Annotated in this window: 17 protein-coding genes; 7 read left to right on the top strand and 10 right to left on the bottom strand. The window is 38.3% G+C overall.

The window, feature by feature from the left end; translation table 11 throughout:
* Positions 1-26: 26 nt before the first annotated feature.
* Complete coding sequence (locus Q763_RS03715; RefSeq protein ID WP_035131368.1) at positions 27-1658, bottom strand: DUF4139 domain-containing protein; 1632 nt, start codon at positions 1656-1658, stop codon at positions 27-29.
* Between the two features lie 120 nt (positions 1659-1778).
* Here Q763_RS03715 and Q763_RS03710 point away from each other — a divergent pair, with 120 nt between their 5' ends.
* Complete coding sequence (locus Q763_RS03710; protein ID WP_035131366.1) at positions 1779-2507, top strand: DMP19 family protein; 729 nt, start codon at positions 1779-1781, stop codon at positions 2505-2507.
* Positions 2508-2534: 27 nt separating this feature from the next.
* Here the strand turns inward: Q763_RS03710 and Q763_RS03705 are convergent, their stop codons facing one another.
* The 6 genes from Q763_RS03705 to panC are packed head-to-tail and all read right to left on the bottom strand — an operon-like array spanning position 2535 to position 9253.
* Positions 2535-4526, bottom strand: a complete 1992-nt coding sequence (locus Q763_RS03705) for a transglycosylase domain-containing protein (protein ID WP_052123211.1) — start codon at positions 4524-4526, stop codon at positions 2535-2537.
* 11 nt (positions 4527-4537) lie between these two features.
* Positions 4538-5899: a DNA repair protein RadA gene (radA, locus tag Q763_RS03700; protein ID WP_035131364.1), complete on the bottom strand. Its 1362-nt coding sequence runs from the start codon at positions 5897-5899 to the stop codon at positions 4538-4540.
* Between the two features lie 5 nt (positions 5900-5904).
* Positions 5905-7041, bottom strand: a complete 1137-nt coding sequence (locus Q763_RS03695) for an alpha/beta hydrolase (RefSeq protein ID WP_035131362.1) — start codon at positions 7039-7041, stop codon at positions 5905-5907.
* A 41-nt stretch (positions 7042-7082) separates the two neighbouring features.
* Positions 7083-8042 carry a lysylphosphatidylglycerol synthase transmembrane domain-containing protein gene (locus Q763_RS03690; protein ID WP_035131360.1) on the bottom strand — a complete coding sequence of 320 codons (960 nt, stop codon included), beginning with the start codon at positions 8040-8042 and terminating at the stop codon, positions 7083-7085.
* Position 8043: 1 nt separating this feature from the next.
* Positions 8044-8394: an aspartate 1-decarboxylase gene (panD, locus tag Q763_RS03685; protein WP_035131358.1), complete on the bottom strand. Its 351-nt coding sequence runs from the start codon at positions 8392-8394 to the stop codon at positions 8044-8046.
* A gap of 13 nt (positions 8395-8407) precedes the next feature.
* A complete protein-coding gene (gene panC, locus Q763_RS03680) occupies positions 8408-9253 on the bottom strand; it encodes a pantoate--beta-alanine ligase (protein WP_035131356.1) in 846 nt (281 codons plus the stop codon).
* A 109-nt stretch (positions 9254-9362) separates the two neighbouring features.
* Between panC and Q763_RS03675 the strand changes: the two genes are divergently transcribed.
* From Q763_RS03675 to Q763_RS03650, 6 genes are all read left to right on the top strand, one after another.
* Complete coding sequence (locus Q763_RS03675) at positions 9363-10169, top strand: glycogen/starch synthase (protein WP_035131354.1); 807 nt, start codon at positions 9363-9365, stop codon at positions 10167-10169.
* Between the two features lie 22 nt (positions 10170-10191).
* On the top strand, positions 10192-11817 hold the full coding sequence (locus tag Q763_RS03670; protein ID WP_052123210.1) for a DUF4270 domain-containing protein: 1626 nt from the start codon (positions 10192-10194) through the stop codon (positions 11815-11817).
* Positions 11818-11834: 17 nt separating this feature from the next.
* Positions 11835-13682 (top strand): glutamine--fructose-6-phosphate transaminase (isomerizing), encoded by a 1848-nt coding sequence (gene glmS / locus Q763_RS03665; protein WP_035131352.1) that lies wholly within the window; start codon positions 11835-11837, stop codon positions 13680-13682.
* A 332-nt stretch (positions 13683-14014) separates the two neighbouring features.
* Positions 14015-15526, top strand: coding sequence for a F0F1 ATP synthase subunit beta (gene atpD / locus Q763_RS03660; RefSeq protein WP_035131350.1), 1512 nt, complete (start codon positions 14015-14017; stop codon positions 15524-15526).
* 83 nt (positions 15527-15609) lie between these two features.
* Entirely contained in the window at positions 15610-15894 is a 285-nt protein-coding gene (locus tag Q763_RS03655; RefSeq protein ID WP_035131348.1) for a F0F1 ATP synthase subunit epsilon, read from the top strand.
* A 70-nt stretch (positions 15895-15964) separates the two neighbouring features.
* Entirely contained in the window at positions 15965-16519 is a 555-nt protein-coding gene (locus tag Q763_RS03650; protein WP_035131346.1) for a hypothetical protein, read from the top strand.
* A gap of 2 nt (positions 16520-16521) precedes the next feature.
* On the opposite strand, the gene Q763_RS03645 is transcribed toward Q763_RS03650, so the two are convergent.
* Genes Q763_RS03645 through Q763_RS03635 form a run of 3 tightly spaced genes read right to left on the bottom strand, consistent with a single transcriptional unit; the run spans position 16522 to position 17610 of the window.
* On the bottom strand, positions 16522-16842 hold the full coding sequence (locus Q763_RS03645) for a hypothetical protein (RefSeq protein ID WP_035131344.1): 321 nt from the start codon (positions 16840-16842) through the stop codon (positions 16522-16524).
* On the bottom strand, positions 16839-17063 hold the full coding sequence (locus Q763_RS03640) for a helix-turn-helix domain-containing protein (RefSeq protein ID WP_035131343.1): 225 nt from the start codon (positions 17061-17063) through the stop codon (positions 16839-16841). Before Q763_RS03640 ends, Q763_RS03645 begins: the two co-directional genes overlap by 4 nt.
* Before the next feature lie 4 nt (positions 17064-17067).
* Positions 17068-17610 carry a hypothetical protein gene (locus Q763_RS03635; protein WP_035131342.1) on the bottom strand — a complete coding sequence of 181 codons (543 nt, stop codon included), beginning with the start codon at positions 17608-17610 and terminating at the stop codon, positions 17068-17070.
* Positions 17611-17612: the final 2 nt, after the last annotated feature.

Below are 17612 nucleotides of genomic sequence, written 5' to 3'. Positions count from 1 at the left end.
AATACAACAAGCTGGTTAACAAAAACTTATAGGTTGTAAACGGGTTTGTCTTTCGGGTAGCGTACTTTATAGCTAATACGAAGTTTCTTACTCTCACCCAGTTTTAGTTTCAGTTCCCAGGTTAGAACTCCGGTTTCTTTGTTTATTTTGGCACCGTCGCTTTCCAGTAATTCTACCTGAATATCCTTATCGGTACTAATAGGATATTGGTCCTTTAGCATAAGCGATACGGTTTCCTTTTTGTTGTTTTTTACAGTCAGGTCGTAGGTAAAAGTTTGCTCTTTGTAAGATGAAAGGAATTTAGATCCCGACTTATCGGCCACTTTTTCCCTTTTAACCGACACCTTCTTGTCACGCCCCATGCTTAACCTTAGCGTGTCACTGGTGCTGTTTGGATCTATGTAGGTTTTTCCGGCATACATACCTTCAAAAATAATATTGGCTTCACCGCTTAATAGGTTGTATTTGGAATAGTCTTCTATTTCAGCAAGAAGGAAAGTTTCTTTTTCCAGTTTAGGTACAGCGTAATGCCTGTATGAGGCAGGTAGTTTTATTTCCTTAAGAGTTACACTGTGCTTTTTACCGTTGCTTAAAATATCATAAGGTACATCGATATCAAACGAAACCGTAAGCTGGTTTTCTGTTATGGCTACATATTTATCAATGGAAGATTTTTCTTTGTATACAATATCTCCTGTTGGAGCTCCTCTACCCGATGAAATTTGTAACTCCTCTACCTGTCCCTGTAAGCTATTCATTACAGAAACATCCCCGCTACGGTAATTACGAAAATCATTAAATCTCAAAAACCATGCGCTTAGTATAGGGGCCTCATTGTTTTGATTAGGTTGTCCGCTTGAAAGTGTTAGTTTTATTTTTTTCCAGTCAATTCCGGTGTTTTGTGTTACCTGTGCCTTATACATCATGTTAATAGGTTCAGATATGCTTTCGGCTCTAAGGTCATAAAAAGGAGACCATGTGGCACTTGGTGTAAGGTAACTTATGGAAAGCGGAATATTACCTGCCGTTTCGTTCATTACCTGTAGTACCAGTTTACCCTGTGAATCTTTTTCTGTTTTACTGGTGTTTACCTCCAGTTTTCGGTTAAGGCGGGTAATGTTTTCAGTGATTTTTCTCTCCTGTCCCATTAAGGTATTTATGGTATTGGCAGTTTCGGTTCTTTTGGCTTTGTAATAGTCTACCATTTTCATAAGCTCGGCTACACTTAGTCCCGAATCCTGTCCGTACACCTGATTGTTCTTGTCCAGTAATTCCAGTATCTTTTCTTCAGATGTTTTGGCATTTTTAACTCTGTTCAGTTCCTTGGTTAAAAGGGTAATACTATCACGCACCTGTTTTACCTGCGGAGAGGTTTCATCTGGGGTATATTCTGAAATATAATTTCGGGTAAACTGTACCGAAAGTACCGTAAGGGTAGAAGGTGCGCCAATTTGCACTGTACTCTCATTAAGGTAATCGGCTACGTTTTTAATTACTATCTCACTCGTGCCTGCCGGTAGTTTTACATTTGCAGTATGGGTAAGTTCGGCGCCGTTAAAATATACGGTGGCCGATTTTGCTTCGGCATTTGTAAACACGGGTTTTTGTGCCAGCATTACATTGCCTGCTAATAATAGAATAATCAGAAGTGCTCTCATAACAATTTAATTTATTGTTATAGAGCATAAAAATGGGCTTAAGGTTGGGAGAGGGGATTAATTTTTGTAGAAAAGGATGATTGTTTTAATTATATTTGACTTATTAACAACAGAACCAATATGACCACATTTAGAGTTGTAAAAATTAGCTTTGCTTTCATTGTATTTTGTGTTTTTGCATATAATCGTATTAAAAAAGAAAAACAAAAACGACTTGAAGAAAAGTTTAAGAGAGAATTTGATTTTTATAGTATTTATGATGGTAATCAAACAGAATTAATTTACGCTCCTCAATACGATAGTGAATGGTTAGAGGCTCTTGATAAGAAATATTCCTGGGAAAATTTTGATAGCTATGATAACAGGTTTTGGGAATATATGTATCGTCTTTTTGATACCTTGACCGAAATGTCTGGAAAAGATGAGTCTGAAGAAGAGTTTTTTAATAAATTGAATAAGCCCCAAAAAGTATTTCATAGTTTACTTGCTTTTACAGGAGATGTGGATAACGGAGGTGTTAATCAGTTCTTTTTTAACAAGCCTGAATTTGCCTTTTCTGTATTAGAGGCATTTGATGAGCTTAAACTTAATAAGCTTAAAAATGATTATGAGAAGTGCTTAAATGAATTTATTGGTGCATCTGATAGCTATTTAAAACGGAAAGAAGTTTTTAATGATATTAGTATAAACTGGGATCAAAGATGGGATGCTTTTAAATCAGGTGAGAATGAAATTAAATCTGCTGATATTTTAGAAGATTATTTTTATACTGATGAGTTTAAAAAAGAGCTATACAAGACATTTGTAGATTATGCAGATAAAAATATAAGCCTTTTTATGTGGAAATAAAACAACTGTTTAAAGGTTTTAGATGGTTTATTTAAAACCTTTAAACAGTTTATTTAAAAAGCCTCCAGTCTCGGTAGTGTCAATTTCCGGTACGGCTTCCTCTCTAATTTTAAGCCATTCCCTTGCAGGTCCGGTAACATTAATCTGTCCGGTTTGACCAGTCGTGTCATTCGCCTGAATCACCCCACGGTTTACCATTAGCTTCTTGATATAGTTATCGTGTGTTACGGCAAAACCTCTTAGCTCGCCCCTATCGTTAAAACGCCACATGAACTTTTTAGGCCTCGGAATAATACTTGCCAGATAAACCGACTCGTCAAGCGACAATGCCAGTGGTGGTTTTTGGAAATAGTATTGAGCTGCTTCGCCCACGCCATATACATTAGGCCCCCATTCAATAATGTTGAGGTATACTTCAAACATTCTTTCCTTACTGGCAATACGGTTGTTTTCCAGTATGTAAACCAACAGGATTTCTTCCAGTTTTCGTGAAAGGGTCTTCTCTCGGGTCAGGAAAACATTTTTAACCAGCTGCATGCTTATGGTACTGGCACCCCGCGCAAATTTTTTGGTTTGTATATTCTTTACTATACTTTGTTTAAATGCTTCGTTAATAAAGCCCCTGTGATGGAAAAACGAAGGATCTTCGCTTGTTAATACAGCATTTTTAAGGAAATCGGGGATATGGTCATATGGTGTGTAGTTAGGGTTATCCGGACCCACAACTATAGGACGCTGTTTAACGCCGTTATCAATAGCTCTGTATACAAACGAGGTGTTGAGTTTACCCAAATCAGCCTCGCCGTATTTTTTGATTTTAAAGCCTTCTTTTTTCAGGCTACTGTCAAAAACAATATCGTCTGGCTTGTTCTTGTTATACATAAAGTCGAGCTGATAACTAAAATTACCATCGGCTTCCATACCTTCGAAATGGGTAAACAGTCCGTTAGGCAGGGAGTTGATAAATTCCTGTGCTTTCATATCAGGAATTGTTGCTTTTAACTGGTAAATGGTATCTTTCTCTATACTGTAACGAACAAAAGGCTGTATTTTTATTTTGTTGAGTTGCATGGCTGAGGTACTGTCCAGTTCTATAAAATCAGGACCGAAAAGGAAATGATAATCAAAACGGGAACTGTTTATCACCACATCTTTTTTAGCGATTTTGGGATGATTTACCATAAAGTTTTCTATAGAAGCAAAACCGTCTACCCTAAACTCGTCTCCGCTCAGGTCTATATTCTCCACATTTACCCTAATGGAATCAAAACCGGATTTAAGTCCGAAACGCTCGTCAAGATATGGTACTATAATCCTGCCTTTGCCTGAGTTATAGAATTTCAGGTCGGCCTGCCTGTTTCTTGGGTCGGCAAAACCTTTTACTTCCCAGTTTTGCGAAAGGCTGTCGGTCTCTACCGCCATAAACGATTCCAGTTGCTCGTTAACCAGTCTTAGCTGTTTAAGGTTGAGGTTTACCCTGCGCCCATTATCGTTAACGGTAAGTGCCAGGTTTTCCAACTGCATATCGGTAGGGATAAGGTTAAGTAGCTTATGTAGCAGTTTATAAGTTTTACGGGCATAATCAGGACCTTCGCTTTTGGTTTTTGATACCGTTCCCTTTTTGCGATGCAGAAACGATTCAAAATTTTTCCCTTTTTCGTTTTGGATTAGCTGAATATATCCATTCTTCATTTCAAGCGTGCCCAGTTGTATCTCGCCTGCTAAAAGACGGGACAGGTTAATGCTTGTTTTTACAGTTTCTATTTTTAAGAGTGTATCGCCCTGTTTCGGTGTTAATGATACATTACTAACCTCAATGCCCGATAGTCCCTTAAAGGAAGCATTGCCAACAGTAAACATACTGTTGTATTCGGTATCCATTTTGGCTATGGTTTTATCAATAGCCTTATTTAAAAATGTATTGCGAAAGGCAAAAAAACCTATAATTAAAAGTGCCAGAAGTGCGGCAACTATTTTAAGGGTAATTACAGCTGCTTTTTTTGGATTGATTTTTCGCATAATGTATCCTGTTACCCGAATAAATGACCTGCTACATCTTCTATTTTAGAGACCAGCTTTATTTCTATCAGGGTGTTTTTAAGTGAAATCTTGTTGTACTTAGATACAAAAATAGTGGAAAAACCTAATTTTTCGGCTTCTAAAATACGCTGTTCCACACGGTTAACGGGGCGTATTTCTCCCGAAAGCCCTATTTCTCCCGCAAAACAAAAGTCTTTTCCTACGGGTATGTCTTCGTTAGAAGATAATATGGCTGCCACTACGGCTAGGTCAATAGCAGGGTCGTCTACATTGATACCACCGGTAATGTTAAGAAAAACATCTTTTGCTGCCAGCCTGAATCCGGCTCTTTTTTCCAGTACGGCGAGTACCATGTTGAGCCTTTTGGCATTGTAGCCTGTTGTGCTTCGCTGCGGAGTACCATATACAGCAGAACTCACCAGCGCCTGTATCTCTACCATAAGCGGGCGCATGCCTTCCATGGTGGTGGCTATTGCTGTACCGCTAAGTTCTTCTTCCTTGTGGGATATTAATATTTCCGAAGGGTTTGCCACCTCTCTAAGTCCTGTTCCCAGCATTTCGTAAATACCCAGTTCGGCTGTAGAACCAAATCGGTTTTTAAGAGAGCGCAGTATACGATATACATGGTTGCGGTCGCCTTCAAACTGTAGTACAGTGTCCACCATGTGCTCCAGTATTTTTGGCCCGGCAATACTACCGTCTTTGGTAATGTGGCCAATAAGGATAACCGGCACATTGGTCTCTTTGGCAAACTTAATAAGCTCGGCAGTAGTTTCCCTTATCTGTGAGATACTTCCGGCCGACGATTCTATAAAATCAGTATGCAGTGTTTGGATAGAGTCGATTATAACCACTTCGGGTTCAATCGCAGCTATTTGCTTAAAAATATTCTGCGTTTTGGTTTCGGTAAGTATAAAGCAGTTGTCTGCCGATGGGGTAATCCTTTCGGCGCGCATTTTTATCTGTTTCTGGCTTTCCTCCCCCGATACGTAAAGTGTTTTGTAAGGAAGGCGAAGCGATATTTGTAACAGTAGAGTACTCTTACCTATACCGGGTTCACCACCCAAAAGAGTAAGGGAGCCGGGTACCAGGCCACCGCCCAGTACTCGGTTTAATTCTCCGTCGCCCGTATTAAGGCGAATTTCCTGAGAAGAGTCTATTTCATTAATGCGTAATGGCTTTGCAGCTCTTTTAACTTCGGGAGACGATGGTTTCCATGCCTGTTTTTCCTCCTTCTGGATTACTTCTTCAACAATAGTATTCCATTCCCTGCACGAATTGCACTGCCCCTGCCATTTGGAATACTGGGTGCCGCAATTCTGACAAAAAAAAGCTGTTTTTAACTTAGCCATAAATATTACATCTCACTTTTTAAACTCTCTGCTTTTTCAAGCATATAATCTTTTGTTATTCCGCCTATTTCCTCAAAGTTAAAACTGTTATTGTATACTTTGATGGCTTTTTTTATGTTGCCTGTATGTTCGTAAAACAGGGCCTCATAGTATTCGCCTATTATGGTTTTAGGATAGTTTTTTCTTGCTACGCTTGCCAGGTCTTTAAATTCTCCAAAAGCGCCATTTTTCATAATAGCCGCTTCAATGGCTTTAAAGTCGTTAAGGCGCACGGTCATTTTTACACCAAGATCCCTTTCAATCATATCATACTTGTCTTCAAGATATTGCACGTAACCCGAAGTTTGTGCTGCCAGTTTTTGAAACTCATCTGAGGTGATAGGCTGGTAAGAAGAGAAAATATGATACAATGCGCTTGGAATGGCATTTGGTACTAATGAATAGTGGGATTCTCCAATGAACTCGTCAAAAAGGTAACGGAACTTGGTTTCGGTCACAGCCTTAATGTTCTCGTCCATTACTTTTATTTTGTTTTTAAGTCGGCCTACATCGCCATCGGCAGTAGCCAGATAATAAAAAATAGGTTTGTCTATCGCTTTGAACCTGGCAGGAACACGGGTTTCCATTTCTGCCGGCAGTACCGGGCTCATCATGATATAAGCATTAAAAAGCGGATCGTCTTTATACAGAAAGAAGTTAGCAAATCCGGCAGTTACATCATGCCCGGCTATAATTTTAAACGGAGATACCCTGTATTTTTTTTCCATCATGGGTACAACTTCACGTCCTATAAAATCAAAGAATTTTTCTCCTTTTTCCTGCGGTAGTCCGCTTTCGCTTTCCCATTCGCAGTCCATATCCCTGTCGGGCTGGCTAATTGCTACTATTATAACTTCCGGAAGGTCGTCCCAGTAAGAAGTGTACGATAGTACCCCGGCAAAAGGGTCTAGCAGGTAATCGCCGTCAAGTAATACAAGTAATGGGTATTTTTTGTCTTTGCTGCGTTCGTAAGAGCTGGGTAATTTTATAGTTACCAGTCTGTTTTCGTTTAACGCTTCAGATGCAATTTCTTCAGTGGTAAGCTGCTGGGCGTAGGTATTGCAAAAAGCAAAAATCAGCAACAGTAAGGTAATTTTTTTCATTGCTTTTGGTCGGTTTTTAGTTGAAAGCGGAAAGATAGCGATTATTTGCTTTTTTGAAGTAAAGGCAATAATAAAAATGACAGGCCGGCAAGTAAAAAAATAAGACCTGTTTGCGATCCCCAAACAATGCAACCGAAGGCAGTTCCGGCAGTAAAAGGTATGCCGTAAATGGTAAGTGTTTTACCTATAATCACAGGAAACCAGCCTGTTCCGCCGTTAGTGAAAGTGATAACAAGGCTGCCTACCACAAAGGCGGTTGCTACCGACCCGAAAGAAAGACTGGCGGTTTCCGGTAAGGCATAAATGGTTATGTAAAACATGAGTACATAAGAGAACCATATGTAAACCGAAAGCAATAGGAAAGGCCATTTGTTAGGCATTTTAAAAACGCTTAGTGCACCTTCAATAAGCCCTGATACTTTTGCTTTGAGTTTTAGTACCCAGCTTAGTTTTGAGTATATAAAAAACAGGATGGAGCCTAAAAACAAAATTCCGGCTATAATCCCGTAAATAAGTAGTTTTTTAAAAGGTACATCGGCAAGGTGTTCTTTTACAACATCAAACTGTAAAATAGCAGTGGCGCCCAGTACAATGATAAGTAGGAAAAGGTCTATTATTCTTTCGGAGATTATGGTTCCCAGTCCTTTATCAAAAGGTACATCGGCATATCGTTTTAAAACGATGGCACGACTTACTTCCCCGCTTCGCGGAACAAGCATGTTCATAAGGTACGTAATACTAACAGCACCAAATTTTACATGAAAAGGCGCGGTATAGCCTATATGTGCTAGAGTATATTTCCAGCGGTAGGCGCGTGCCCAAAATCCGGTTATGCCTACTAAAAGCGAAATACCTACATACAGGTAATTGGCTGTTTTAAAACTGTTTTTAACAGCTAATGATTCCTCTGGGGTAAACTGCCTGAATATGTATATAATTAAAAAAACTCCCAACGAAAGTGGGAGTAGTATACTTAATATTCTGCTTAACTTTTTTTTCAAATTATGTTAGCGAGTTGTCTGTCTCATTTGGGAAAACAATAGAAGGCTTAAATGTTTTAGCCTCTTCGAATTCAAAGATACCATAAGAGATGATGATAATAATATCTCCCTTTTGTACTTTTCTGGCAGCCGGACCGTTAAGTGTTATTTCTCCGCTGTTCCTGTTTCCTTTTATCACATAAGTTTCCAGCCTTTCACCATTGTTAATGTTAACTATGGAAACTTTTTCACCTTCAATAATGTTTGCAGCTTCCATTAACGCTTCGTCAATAGTTATACTGCCTATGTAATTTAAATCGGCTCCAGTCACCGTAACGCGGTGAATCTTGGACTTTACAACTTGAATTTGCATGGCGCAAAGGTAATCAATTTAATGAAATATTGTCTATTAGGCGAATATTACTTAAAAAAACAGCAATAAAAGCACGGTATTTTTTATTTTCCTTAATACTGGCAGGCAAAAGCGTGTCTTCTTCGGCTACTTCAAAGTATTCCATTTCAAACTCCGGATGTGCCTTGAAAATGTTATTTACATATTCGGTTATATATTCAACGGAATGACTGTCAAATAATTGCCTAGCCTCGGTTAAGGTTTTGTAAATTAATGCTGCCTTGGTTTTATCTTCCTCGCTAAGTCGCTGGTTACGGGAGCTCATTGCTAGTCCGTTTTCCTCTCTAAGAATAGGGCACCCTACTACGTTTACCGGCATATTGTTTTTTTCTACCATCTTCTTAACGATTTGAAGCTGCTGGAAATCCTTTTCGCCAAAGTAGGCATTATCCGGTTCCACTATCTCAAACAGTTTTTTTACTATGGTGCCCACGCCGTCAAAATGACCTGGCCTGAAACGTCCTTCCATTTGGTTTTCCAGTCCGTCAAAAGAAAAGTTTGCCGATGTAATGTTGTCATCATACATTTCTTTAACGCTTGGTGCAAAAACAATAATATCCTCACTTACCGTTTTAATCTTATCGACATCTGTTTCCAGTGTACGCGGATATTTTTCCAGATCTTCGGGATTATTAAACTGGGTTGGGTTAACAAAAATACTGATAACAGTATGGCTGTTGTGCTTTACAGACTCCTTTAAAAGAGAGAGGTGACCGTTGTGCAGGGCTCCCATGGTAGGTACAAAACCAACGCCCGAGTTAGTTTCCCTAAGCTTGGCTAACTGTGCTTTTAAATCGGTTTTGTTGTTGAAAATGAGCATTAATTTGTAATTAAAATTGGAGGCAAAATTAATATTTTAGTGATAAAATGCATAAAATTGTTTAATTTTGCGTGTTTTTTATACCCAATTCTAAAATCTAATATTTACAATGGAGGATAAGAGGATATTATATGTATCATCTGAAGTAGTACCTTATTTGGCTGAAAATGAAGTGTCTTTGATGTCGTATGACGTGCCAAAAATGATAAACGACCAAGGCGGGCAAATCAGAATTTTTATGCCTCGCTACGGTAATATTAATGAAAGAAGGCATCAGTTACATGAGGTTATTCGTCTGTCAGGTATGAATCTGGTGGTGAATGATATGGATATGCCACTTATCATTAAGGTGGCTTCTATACCAAAAGAGAGGATTCAGGTTTATTTTATTGATAACGACGAGTACTTTAAAAGAAAAGCGACTTTTGCTGATGAAGACGGAACACTTTACCCGGATAACGACGAAAGATCAATTTTCTTTGCAAAAGGAGTAGTGGAAACCGTTAAGAAATTAAACTGGGTTCCCGATATTATTCATGTTCATGGCTGGATGGCTGCTATGTTGCCTATCTATATGAAGCATTTTTATAAAGATGAAGCACTTTTTGCTGATACAAAAATCGTTACTTCGGTATACGGTCAGTCTTTTGACGGTACACTGGATAATGAAATGATCAAAAAAGTTGCCTTTGATGATGTTCCTGAAAGTGACATAAAGCATCTTGCCGAACCAAATTATGAAAATATACTTAAAGCATCCATAGCGCATTCTGACGCAGTTATTATAGCTTCAGAAAATGTTTCTGATGATATGGTTAAGTTTGTTGAGGCTTCAGGAAAACCATTCCTGCCGTATGTTCCTAAAGATAAATTTGCAGAGGAGTATACTAATTTCTATAAAAATCAGGTTTTATAGAAAAACATTTTAAAAAAATTCTATGAAAAGCCGAATACTAAATAAACTTGCTGTCGCTTTGGGTACTGTTGCTCTTGTTAGCGTAATAGCTTGTGATTATGACTATAACGAGGTGGGTTCTGATATAATTCAGGATGATGTACACCACAACGGTATTGAAAAGTATGTTGCTAATGCTGTAGCTTTTGATAAGTCAACAGGATCGGTGCAAACTAATAACATGCCTATAAATTCACTGGGGGTATATGATAACCCTGTGTTTGGGAAAACCATTTCCCGTTTTGTGACTCAGGTTGCACTTGCCAGTGAAAACCCAACACTAACCAATCCGGTGATAGATACAGTGTATTTGTATGTGCCTTATTTCAGTAATCTTGAAAGTACAGATACTGACGGCGAAAGTACCTATACTCTTGATTCTATTTTTGGTGGAGAGAATGGCAAGATAAAACTGAATATTTTTGAAAACGGATATTACCTTAGAAGTACTGATCCGGGATCTGAAGATGGGGTTCAGAAATATTACTCAGATGACCGCTCGCTTATCGATACTTATAAAGGCTCTGTTTTGTTAAACAATAGTGCTAATCCGGATGAGAACAATGAATTCTCTTTCAGTGAAGCAGAAATAGACAGAAGGGTTACACTTGAAGACGGAAGTGAGAAACTTGTTGAGCGATTTGCTCCGGGTATGTATCTTCAGCTTAATAAGGATTTCTTTACTGAGAAGATGTTTAACGCTCCTGAAGGAAGCCTAGTTAATAACAATGTTTTTAAGGATTACTTTAGAGGTTTGTATTTTGATGTAGAGCAGGTAGGTAGTGACAGTGCAATGGGTATGATGGATTTTACAGATGGTAAAATCGTTATACTTTACACGGATACAAAACTGGGTACTGACGGAGAGCCTGTGCTTGATGAGGAAGGTAATGTGGAGACAATCAGTAAAACCATTACTCTTAACTTAACCGGTAATACTGTAAATCTATTTGATAATACTTATAATGATACGTTTACTTCGGCTATAAGTTCTTCTGACGAAGTTGAAGGCGATGAGCGTTTGTATGTTAAAGGCGGTGAAGGTTCGTTAGCATTTATCAATATACTGGATCAGGTAGATCTTGATTTTCTTAAGCCGGATCCTGTGACTGGAGAAAGAGTGCTTATAAACGAAGCTAATCTTACTTTTTACATAGATAAGGCGGCTATGGCTAATGCAATTGAGCCAAACAGATTGTATCTTTATGATGTGAAAAACAAAAGACCTTTGTATGATTATTATGTAGATCAAACCACAAATTCATCTAACTCTAAATACAGCCGTTATATTTATGGCGGGATTCTTGAGTATGATGATGATGGTGAAGGGCTGCGTTATAAAGTTCGTATTACAGACCACGTAAATAATATAGTTAACAAAGATTCTACAAACGTAGTTATTGGGCTTGCAGTAACTGAGTCTATCAGTCAGATTTCAAATGCGGCTTTAAGAACTCCGTTTACAACAGGAACGACTGAAGTTAAGTCGGCTCCCGTATCATCGGTAATCAGCCCGATGGGGACAGTGCTTTACGGAAGTAAATCCGGGGCTAATGTTCCGGAGGATAAAAGGCTTAAGCTAGAAATTTATTATACCAAACCAAATTAACCAAATTATTAAAAATTATGTGTGGAATTGTTGGTTATATAGGACACAAAGAAGCATATCCAATTATTATTAAAGGTCTTAAAAGACTTGAGTATAGAGGGTATGACAGTGCCGGGGTTGTTCTTTACGACGGGAACGACCTTAAACTTTCCAAAACAAAAGGTAAAGTTTCAGATTTAGAAGAGAGAGCGAAACAAGAGGGAACATCTGCCGGTACTATTGGTATGGGGCATACAAGGTGGGCTACTCACGGTGTGCCAAACGATGTGAACTCACATCCGCACTTTTCTAACTCGGGAGAGCTTGTAATAATACATAATGGTATTATTGAGAACTACGAGCCTTTAAAAAAAGAACTTATTAAAAGAGGGTATACTTTTAAATCAGACACTGATACCGAGGTATTGGTTAACCTGATTGAAGATGTGCAAAAGAAAGATAACCTTAAACTGGGTAAAGCTGTTCAGGTAGCTTTAAACCAGGTGGTAGGTGCTTATGCTATTGTGGTTTTTGATAAAAAGAAACCAAATGAGCTTGTAGCTGCCCGTTTAGGTAGTCCGTTGGCAATTGGTGTTGGTGAAGATGAGTTCTTTATCGCATCAGATGCTTCTCCTTTTATCGAATATACTTCAAATGCCATATATCTTGAAGATGAGGAAATGGCGGTGATAAGGCTTGGAAAAGAGCTTAAAATTAGAAAAATTAAAGATGACTCTTTAGTAGATCCTTATATTCAGGAACTGCAAATGAACCTTGAGCAGATAGAGAAAAACGGTTACGACCACTTTATGCTTAAAGAGATTTATGAGCAGCCTAATGTAATTAAAGATACTTACAGAGGTAGGCTTCATGCAGATACCGGTATTATTAAAATGGCGGGTGTTGAAGATAACCTTCAAAAATTCCTTAATGCAAACAGGATACTTATTGTTGCCTGTGGTACCTCATGGCACGCAGGTTTAGTAGCCGAATATATTTTTGAGGAGTTTGCACGTATCCCTGTAGAAGTAGAATATGCTTCTGAGTTTAGGTACAGAAACCCGATTATAAACAAAGATGATGTTGTTATTGCAATATCTCAGTCGGGTGAAACTGCCGATACGCTTGCGGCTATCAAAATGGCAAAAGAGAACGGAGCATTTGTATTTGGAGTTTGTAATGTGGTAGGTTCTTCTATTTCGAGAGAGACGCATGCAGGGGCTTATACTCACGCAGGTCCTGAGATTGGTGTAGCATCTACAAAAGCATTTACAACACAAATTACGGTGTTAACACTAATTGCTTTACGTTTGGCGAATGCTAAAGGTACGCTCACAAAATCAGACTACTTTAGATACCTTCAGGAAATGGAGCTAATTCCGCAAAAAGTGGAAGAGGCACTTCAAACTAATGATGTTGCTCAAAAAGTGGCAGCTGCCTATAAAGATGCTTCAAACTGCCTTTACTTAGGTAGAGGGTATAACTTCCCTGTGGCGCTTGAAGGAGCTTTAAAGCTTAAAGAGATATCGTATATCCATGCAGAAGGTTATCCTGCGGCAGAAATGAAGCACGGGCCTATTGCTCTTATTGATGAGCAAATGCCTGTTGTTGTTGTGGCGCCAAAGCAGGAACACTATGATAAGATTGTAAGTAATATACAGGAAATTAAATCGCGTAGCGGAAAAATTATCGCTGTAGTTACAAAAGGAGATACTCAGGTGAAGGATTTAGCAGATCATGTTATTGAGATCCCGGAAGTTTCAGATGCGCTTTCGCCACTGGTAACTACAATACCGTTACAGTTGCTTTCTTACCACATTGCGGTAATGAGAGGCTGTAATGTGGATCAGCCAAGAAACCTGGCAAAATCGGTTACGGTAGAGTAATCTTTAAATAAAAGTATTGAAAAGCCGCTAAGATTTTCTTAGCGGCTTTTTAGTAAATATATTCATTTGTTTTAGGGAAGACTGTAAAATCAGTTAACGCAGATTTATTGATGGTTTTGGAAATGTATACAGATAATATTTTTCTTTTTGAAATTCATAAATGAAACCTTGTATAAAGGGATAAATACAGTGTATTTTTAATAATCAGGCTTTTTGTTGCAAAAAATGCAAAAAATAAATTGGATATTTTGTTTGGAAAAAACTATCTTTGCGCTCGAAAAAAAGAGGTTTTTTCAGGAAACGTAAATAGCTGTTAAATAAATATATAAGCAATGTCTAAAGGAATAGGAAAAGTTGCACAGATTATCGGGCCGGTTGTAGATGTGGTGTTTAACACCCAAAACGCTGAGCTTCCAAAAATTTATGATTCATTAGAAATCACTAAAAAAGATGGTTCAAAACTGGTACTGGAGGTACAGTCTCACGTAGGTGAGAATACTGTTCGTACTATTTCCATGGACTCTACTGACGGATTAAGCAGAGGGCAGGAAGTTGTTGCAACAGGTAATCCTATCCAGATGCCTATTGGCGGAGACGTTTACGGACGTTTATTTAATGTTGTTGGAGATGCTATCGATGGTCTTGGTGATTTGCCTAAAGAGGGTGAGAATGGTTTACCTATTCACCGTCAGGCACCTAAATTTGAGGATCTGTCAACTTCATCAGAAGTTTTATTTACCGGTATTAAAGTAATTGACCTTATTGAGCCTTATGCAAAAGGTGGTAAAATTGGTCTTTTCGGTGGTGCTGGAGTAGGTAAAACGGTACTTATTCAGGAGTTGATTAACAATATTGCAAAAGGTCACGGTGGTCTTTCTGTATTCGCAGGAGTAGGTGAAAGAACACGTGAAGGTAATGACCTTCTTCGTGAGATGCTTGAGTCTGGTATTATCAAATACGGTGACGATTTCATGCACTCAATGGAGAATGGTGGTTGGGACCTTTCTAAAGTAGATAAAGCAGGTATGAGGCAGTCTAAGGCTACATTCGTATTTGGACAGATGAATGAGCCACCTGGAGCACGTGCACGTGTTGCGCTTTCAGGTCTTACAATTGCTGAGTATTTCCGTGATGGAGCAGGTGACGGACAGGGGAAAGACGTACTTTTCTTCGTAGATAACATCTTCCGTTTTACTCAGGCTGGTTCTGAGGTATCTGCACTTCTTGGTCGTATGCCATCTGCGGTAGGTTATCAGCCAACTCTTGCTACAGAGATGGGTGCTATGCAGGAGCGTATTACTTCGACTAAAAAAGGATCTATTACTTCAGTACAGGCGGTATATGTACCTGCGGATGACTTAACTGACCCGGCGCCGGCTACAACTTTCGCCCACCTTGATGCTACAACAGTACTTTCACGTAAAATTGCTGAGCTTGGTATCTATCCGGCGGTAGACCCTCTTGATTCTACTTCAAGAATCCTTACTCCGCAAATCTTAGGTGATGAGCACTACAACTGTGCACAAAGAGTAAAAGAGATACTTCAGAAATATAAAGAACTTCAGGATATTATTGCTATCCTTGGTATGGAAGAGCTTAGTGAGGATGATAAACTTTCAGTATCACGCGCTCGTCGTGTTCAGCGTTTCCTTTCTCAGCCATTCCACGTAGCAGAGCAGTTTACAGGTATCCCTGGGGTATTAGTAAGTATTAAAGATACAATCAAAGGATTTAACATGATTATGGATGGTGAACTGGATCACCTACCGGAAGCTGCCTTCAACCTTAAAGGTACCATCGAAGATGTAATCGAGGCAGGTCAGAAAATGTTAAGCGAGGCATAATAAAAGTTCGGGGTTTCGGGTTTGCAGTTCATGGTTTATCCGTTAACGCTAAGCACGTAACCCTAAACTCAAAACTTTAAACTATGTTATTAGAAATAGTATCACCGGAAGGCCATTTATTTAAAGGAGAAGTTACATCAGTAACTGTACCGGGAGTAAATGGTGAATTCCAGATGTTAAACCACCACGCTAATATCGTATCGATACTTGCAGCTGGTGACATAAAAGTCGAAGTTTCTGATTTTAAGAGTAACAACTCTTTTGGCGGAAAGTTTGTGAAGTCAGACAAAGACCAGAAATTCCTTCTGTCTGTAAATTCCGGTACGCTGGAAATGAAAGATAACAAGGTGATTATCTTAGTTGACTAAATCTTAATTATTTTTAGATATAAATTGAAAGCCCTGTAGTACTACAGGGCTTTTTTATTATACTTGTTTTATGGAGAAAACTTTAGATAATGTTATTATAAGTGAGGGTAGACGTCCGTTTTGGCAAACCATAATTGCAGCCCTTTTTTATACAGCAACCGTTGGGTTATTTCTTATTGCAGTTATTAGCCTGCTTTTAGACTTTAGTATGGAATCTTTTAAAGGTATTATTGCTATTATTTCGCTTTCTATAATTACGTTTGGGTATGCTCTTAAGTTCTCTACTATAAACAACGTTTATTTTGATCTTGAAAACAGGAAGTATAAAAAAGAGATTGTTGTAGGTCCTTTTAAAACCGGTAAATGGATTGAATTACCTGAAATTGACTATATATCGGTATTCAGGCAGGCATGGTCTAAAGATAGTGATGGAGACGGACGTACCGATAGCAGTGGCTATGTTTATGATGTAAATGTATGGCACAATGCCTCAAAACACTTTACGATATATACAAACGGTTATCCTGAAGCTTCTTTAGAAATGGGGCGTCAGTTAGCGGTAAAACTCAATACTGATTTGCTGGATGCTACAGATCCGCAAAATAAGGAATGGGTTGATTTATAGCTTTAAGAAAACATCGCTATAATATGAATAGCAAATAGTATAAGTCCTACTATATGTGTCCACATCATTTTTTTATTTTCCTTAAGCCATCCAAAAAATATAAACAGGGTGTGTATTGCAAAATAAAATAGTCCAGTTGACATGGTCCACATAAATATGCCAAAACCTCTCCATCCGGCTTTTCCGGTATAGTGAAAGTGGTCATCAATCCACAGATATCCATAAAACGCATACATGCTAATAAACACTGTAGCGTATAAGGGAAACCGTTTTGGCGATATCACAGTAGCTAATATTGGTATAAGAAATAGCAAATATATCATTGATTACTGTCGTTTTCTTCGTCTATAAACTCCATAATATCTCCGGGCTGGCAATCCAGTTCCTTACAGATAGCCTCCAGTGTACTAAAACGAATCGCCTTAGCCTTTCCTGTTTTAAGTATGGAAAGGTTAGCTGTTGTTATACCTATTTTGTCGGCGAGCTCATTAGAGCGCATTTTTCGCTTTGCCAGCATAACGTCTAAATTGATGATAATAGGCATAGGCTTATATTGTTAGTTCGTTTTCTTCCTGTATAAATTCTCCTTTTTCTGCCATATAGGCCATAATGTAAAGGAGTTTTCCTGTAAGGTATAATCCTAAAAACGGTAAAATTTGTTTGAATAAAAACGGTATATCAAAGTGTAATACAAGTGCGGTACAACTGTATAGTACAAATTTTGCTTTGGCGAAAGTGATTACCGCAGCACCTGCTTTCTTAAAGTCTTCCCCTTGGTCGTTATAAAACATTTTACCGCTTTTTATCTTAATTATACACTTGTAAAAACGTTTAATGCCGTATATAAGGTAAGCTAAAAAACTACCGTACAGAATTGCAAAAATACCTGCCAGCTGTGTTTCTTCGCTTATGGTGTACTCAGGTAGATTAAAGGTTTGATTTAAAAAGTCATGAGATAATTCGCGGTTGTTTTTTATAATCATAAATATTCCAACGCCAATGTTATATATAGCCATTATTGCTGCTACGGCCAGTAGTATTCTTAATGCGATAATAATAACATTTATATGTTTCATTATGTAGTTTTTCATAG

The organism is Flavobacterium beibuense F44-8 (assembly GCF_000769915.1).
GTDB classification, from domain to species: domain Bacteria; phylum Bacteroidota; class Bacteroidia; order Flavobacteriales; family Flavobacteriaceae; genus Flavobacterium; species Flavobacterium beibuense.
Note: the sequence above shows the minus strand (reverse complement) of the source record. Positions and strands in the feature narration are given on the sequence as shown.

Excerpts from the sequence above, each read along its gene's own strand:
- Q763_RS03635 (WP_035131342.1), bottom strand. The coding sequence starts at position 17,610 with ATGAAAAACTACATAATGAAACATATAAATGTTATTATTATCGCATTA.
- Q763_RS03655 (WP_035131348.1), top strand. The coding sequence starts at position 15,610 with ATGTTATTAGAAATAGTATCACCGGAAGGCCATTTATTTAAAGGAGAA.
- Q763_RS03705 (WP_052123211.1), bottom strand. The coding sequence starts at position 4,526 with ATGCGAAAAATCAATCCAAAAAAAGCAGCTGTAATTACCCTTAAAATA.
- Q763_RS03710 (WP_035131366.1), top strand. The coding sequence starts at position 1,779 with ATGACCACATTTAGAGTTGTAAAAATTAGCTTTGCTTTCATTGTATTT.
- Q763_RS03675 (WP_035131354.1), top strand. The coding sequence starts at position 9,363 with ATGGAGGATAAGAGGATATTATATGTATCATCTGAAGTAGTACCTTAT.
- panC (WP_035131356.1), bottom strand. The coding sequence starts at position 9,253 with ATGCTCATTTTCAACAACAAAACCGATTTAAAAGCACAGTTAGCCAAG.
- panD (WP_035131358.1), bottom strand. The coding sequence starts at position 8,394 with ATGCAAATTCAAGTTGTAAAGTCCAAGATTCACCGCGTTACGGTGACT.
- Q763_RS03715 (WP_035131368.1), bottom strand. The coding sequence starts at position 1,658 with ATGAGAGCACTTCTGATTATTCTATTATTAGCAGGCAATGTAATGCTG.
- glmS (WP_035131352.1), top strand. The coding sequence starts at position 11,835 with ATGTGTGGAATTGTTGGTTATATAGGACACAAAGAAGCATATCCAATT.
- Q763_RS03640 (WP_035131343.1), bottom strand. The coding sequence starts at position 17,063 with ATGCCTATTATCATCAATTTAGACGTTATGCTGGCAAAGCGAAAAATG.
- Q763_RS03695 (WP_035131362.1), bottom strand. The coding sequence starts at position 7,041 with ATGAAAAAAATTACCTTACTGTTGCTGATTTTTGCTTTTTGCAATACC.
- Q763_RS03645 (WP_035131344.1), bottom strand. The coding sequence starts at position 16,842 with ATGATATATTTGCTATTTCTTATACCAATATTAGCTACTGTGATATCG.
- radA (WP_035131364.1), bottom strand. The coding sequence starts at position 5,899 with ATGGCTAAGTTAAAAACAGCTTTTTTTTGTCAGAATTGCGGCACCCAG.
- Q763_RS03650 (WP_035131346.1), top strand. The coding sequence starts at position 15,965 with ATGGAGAAAACTTTAGATAATGTTATTATAAGTGAGGGTAGACGTCCG.
- Q763_RS03670 (WP_052123210.1), top strand. The coding sequence starts at position 10,192 with ATGAAAAGCCGAATACTAAATAAACTTGCTGTCGCTTTGGGTACTGTT.
- atpD (WP_035131350.1), top strand. The coding sequence starts at position 14,015 with ATGTCTAAAGGAATAGGAAAAGTTGCACAGATTATCGGGCCGGTTGTA.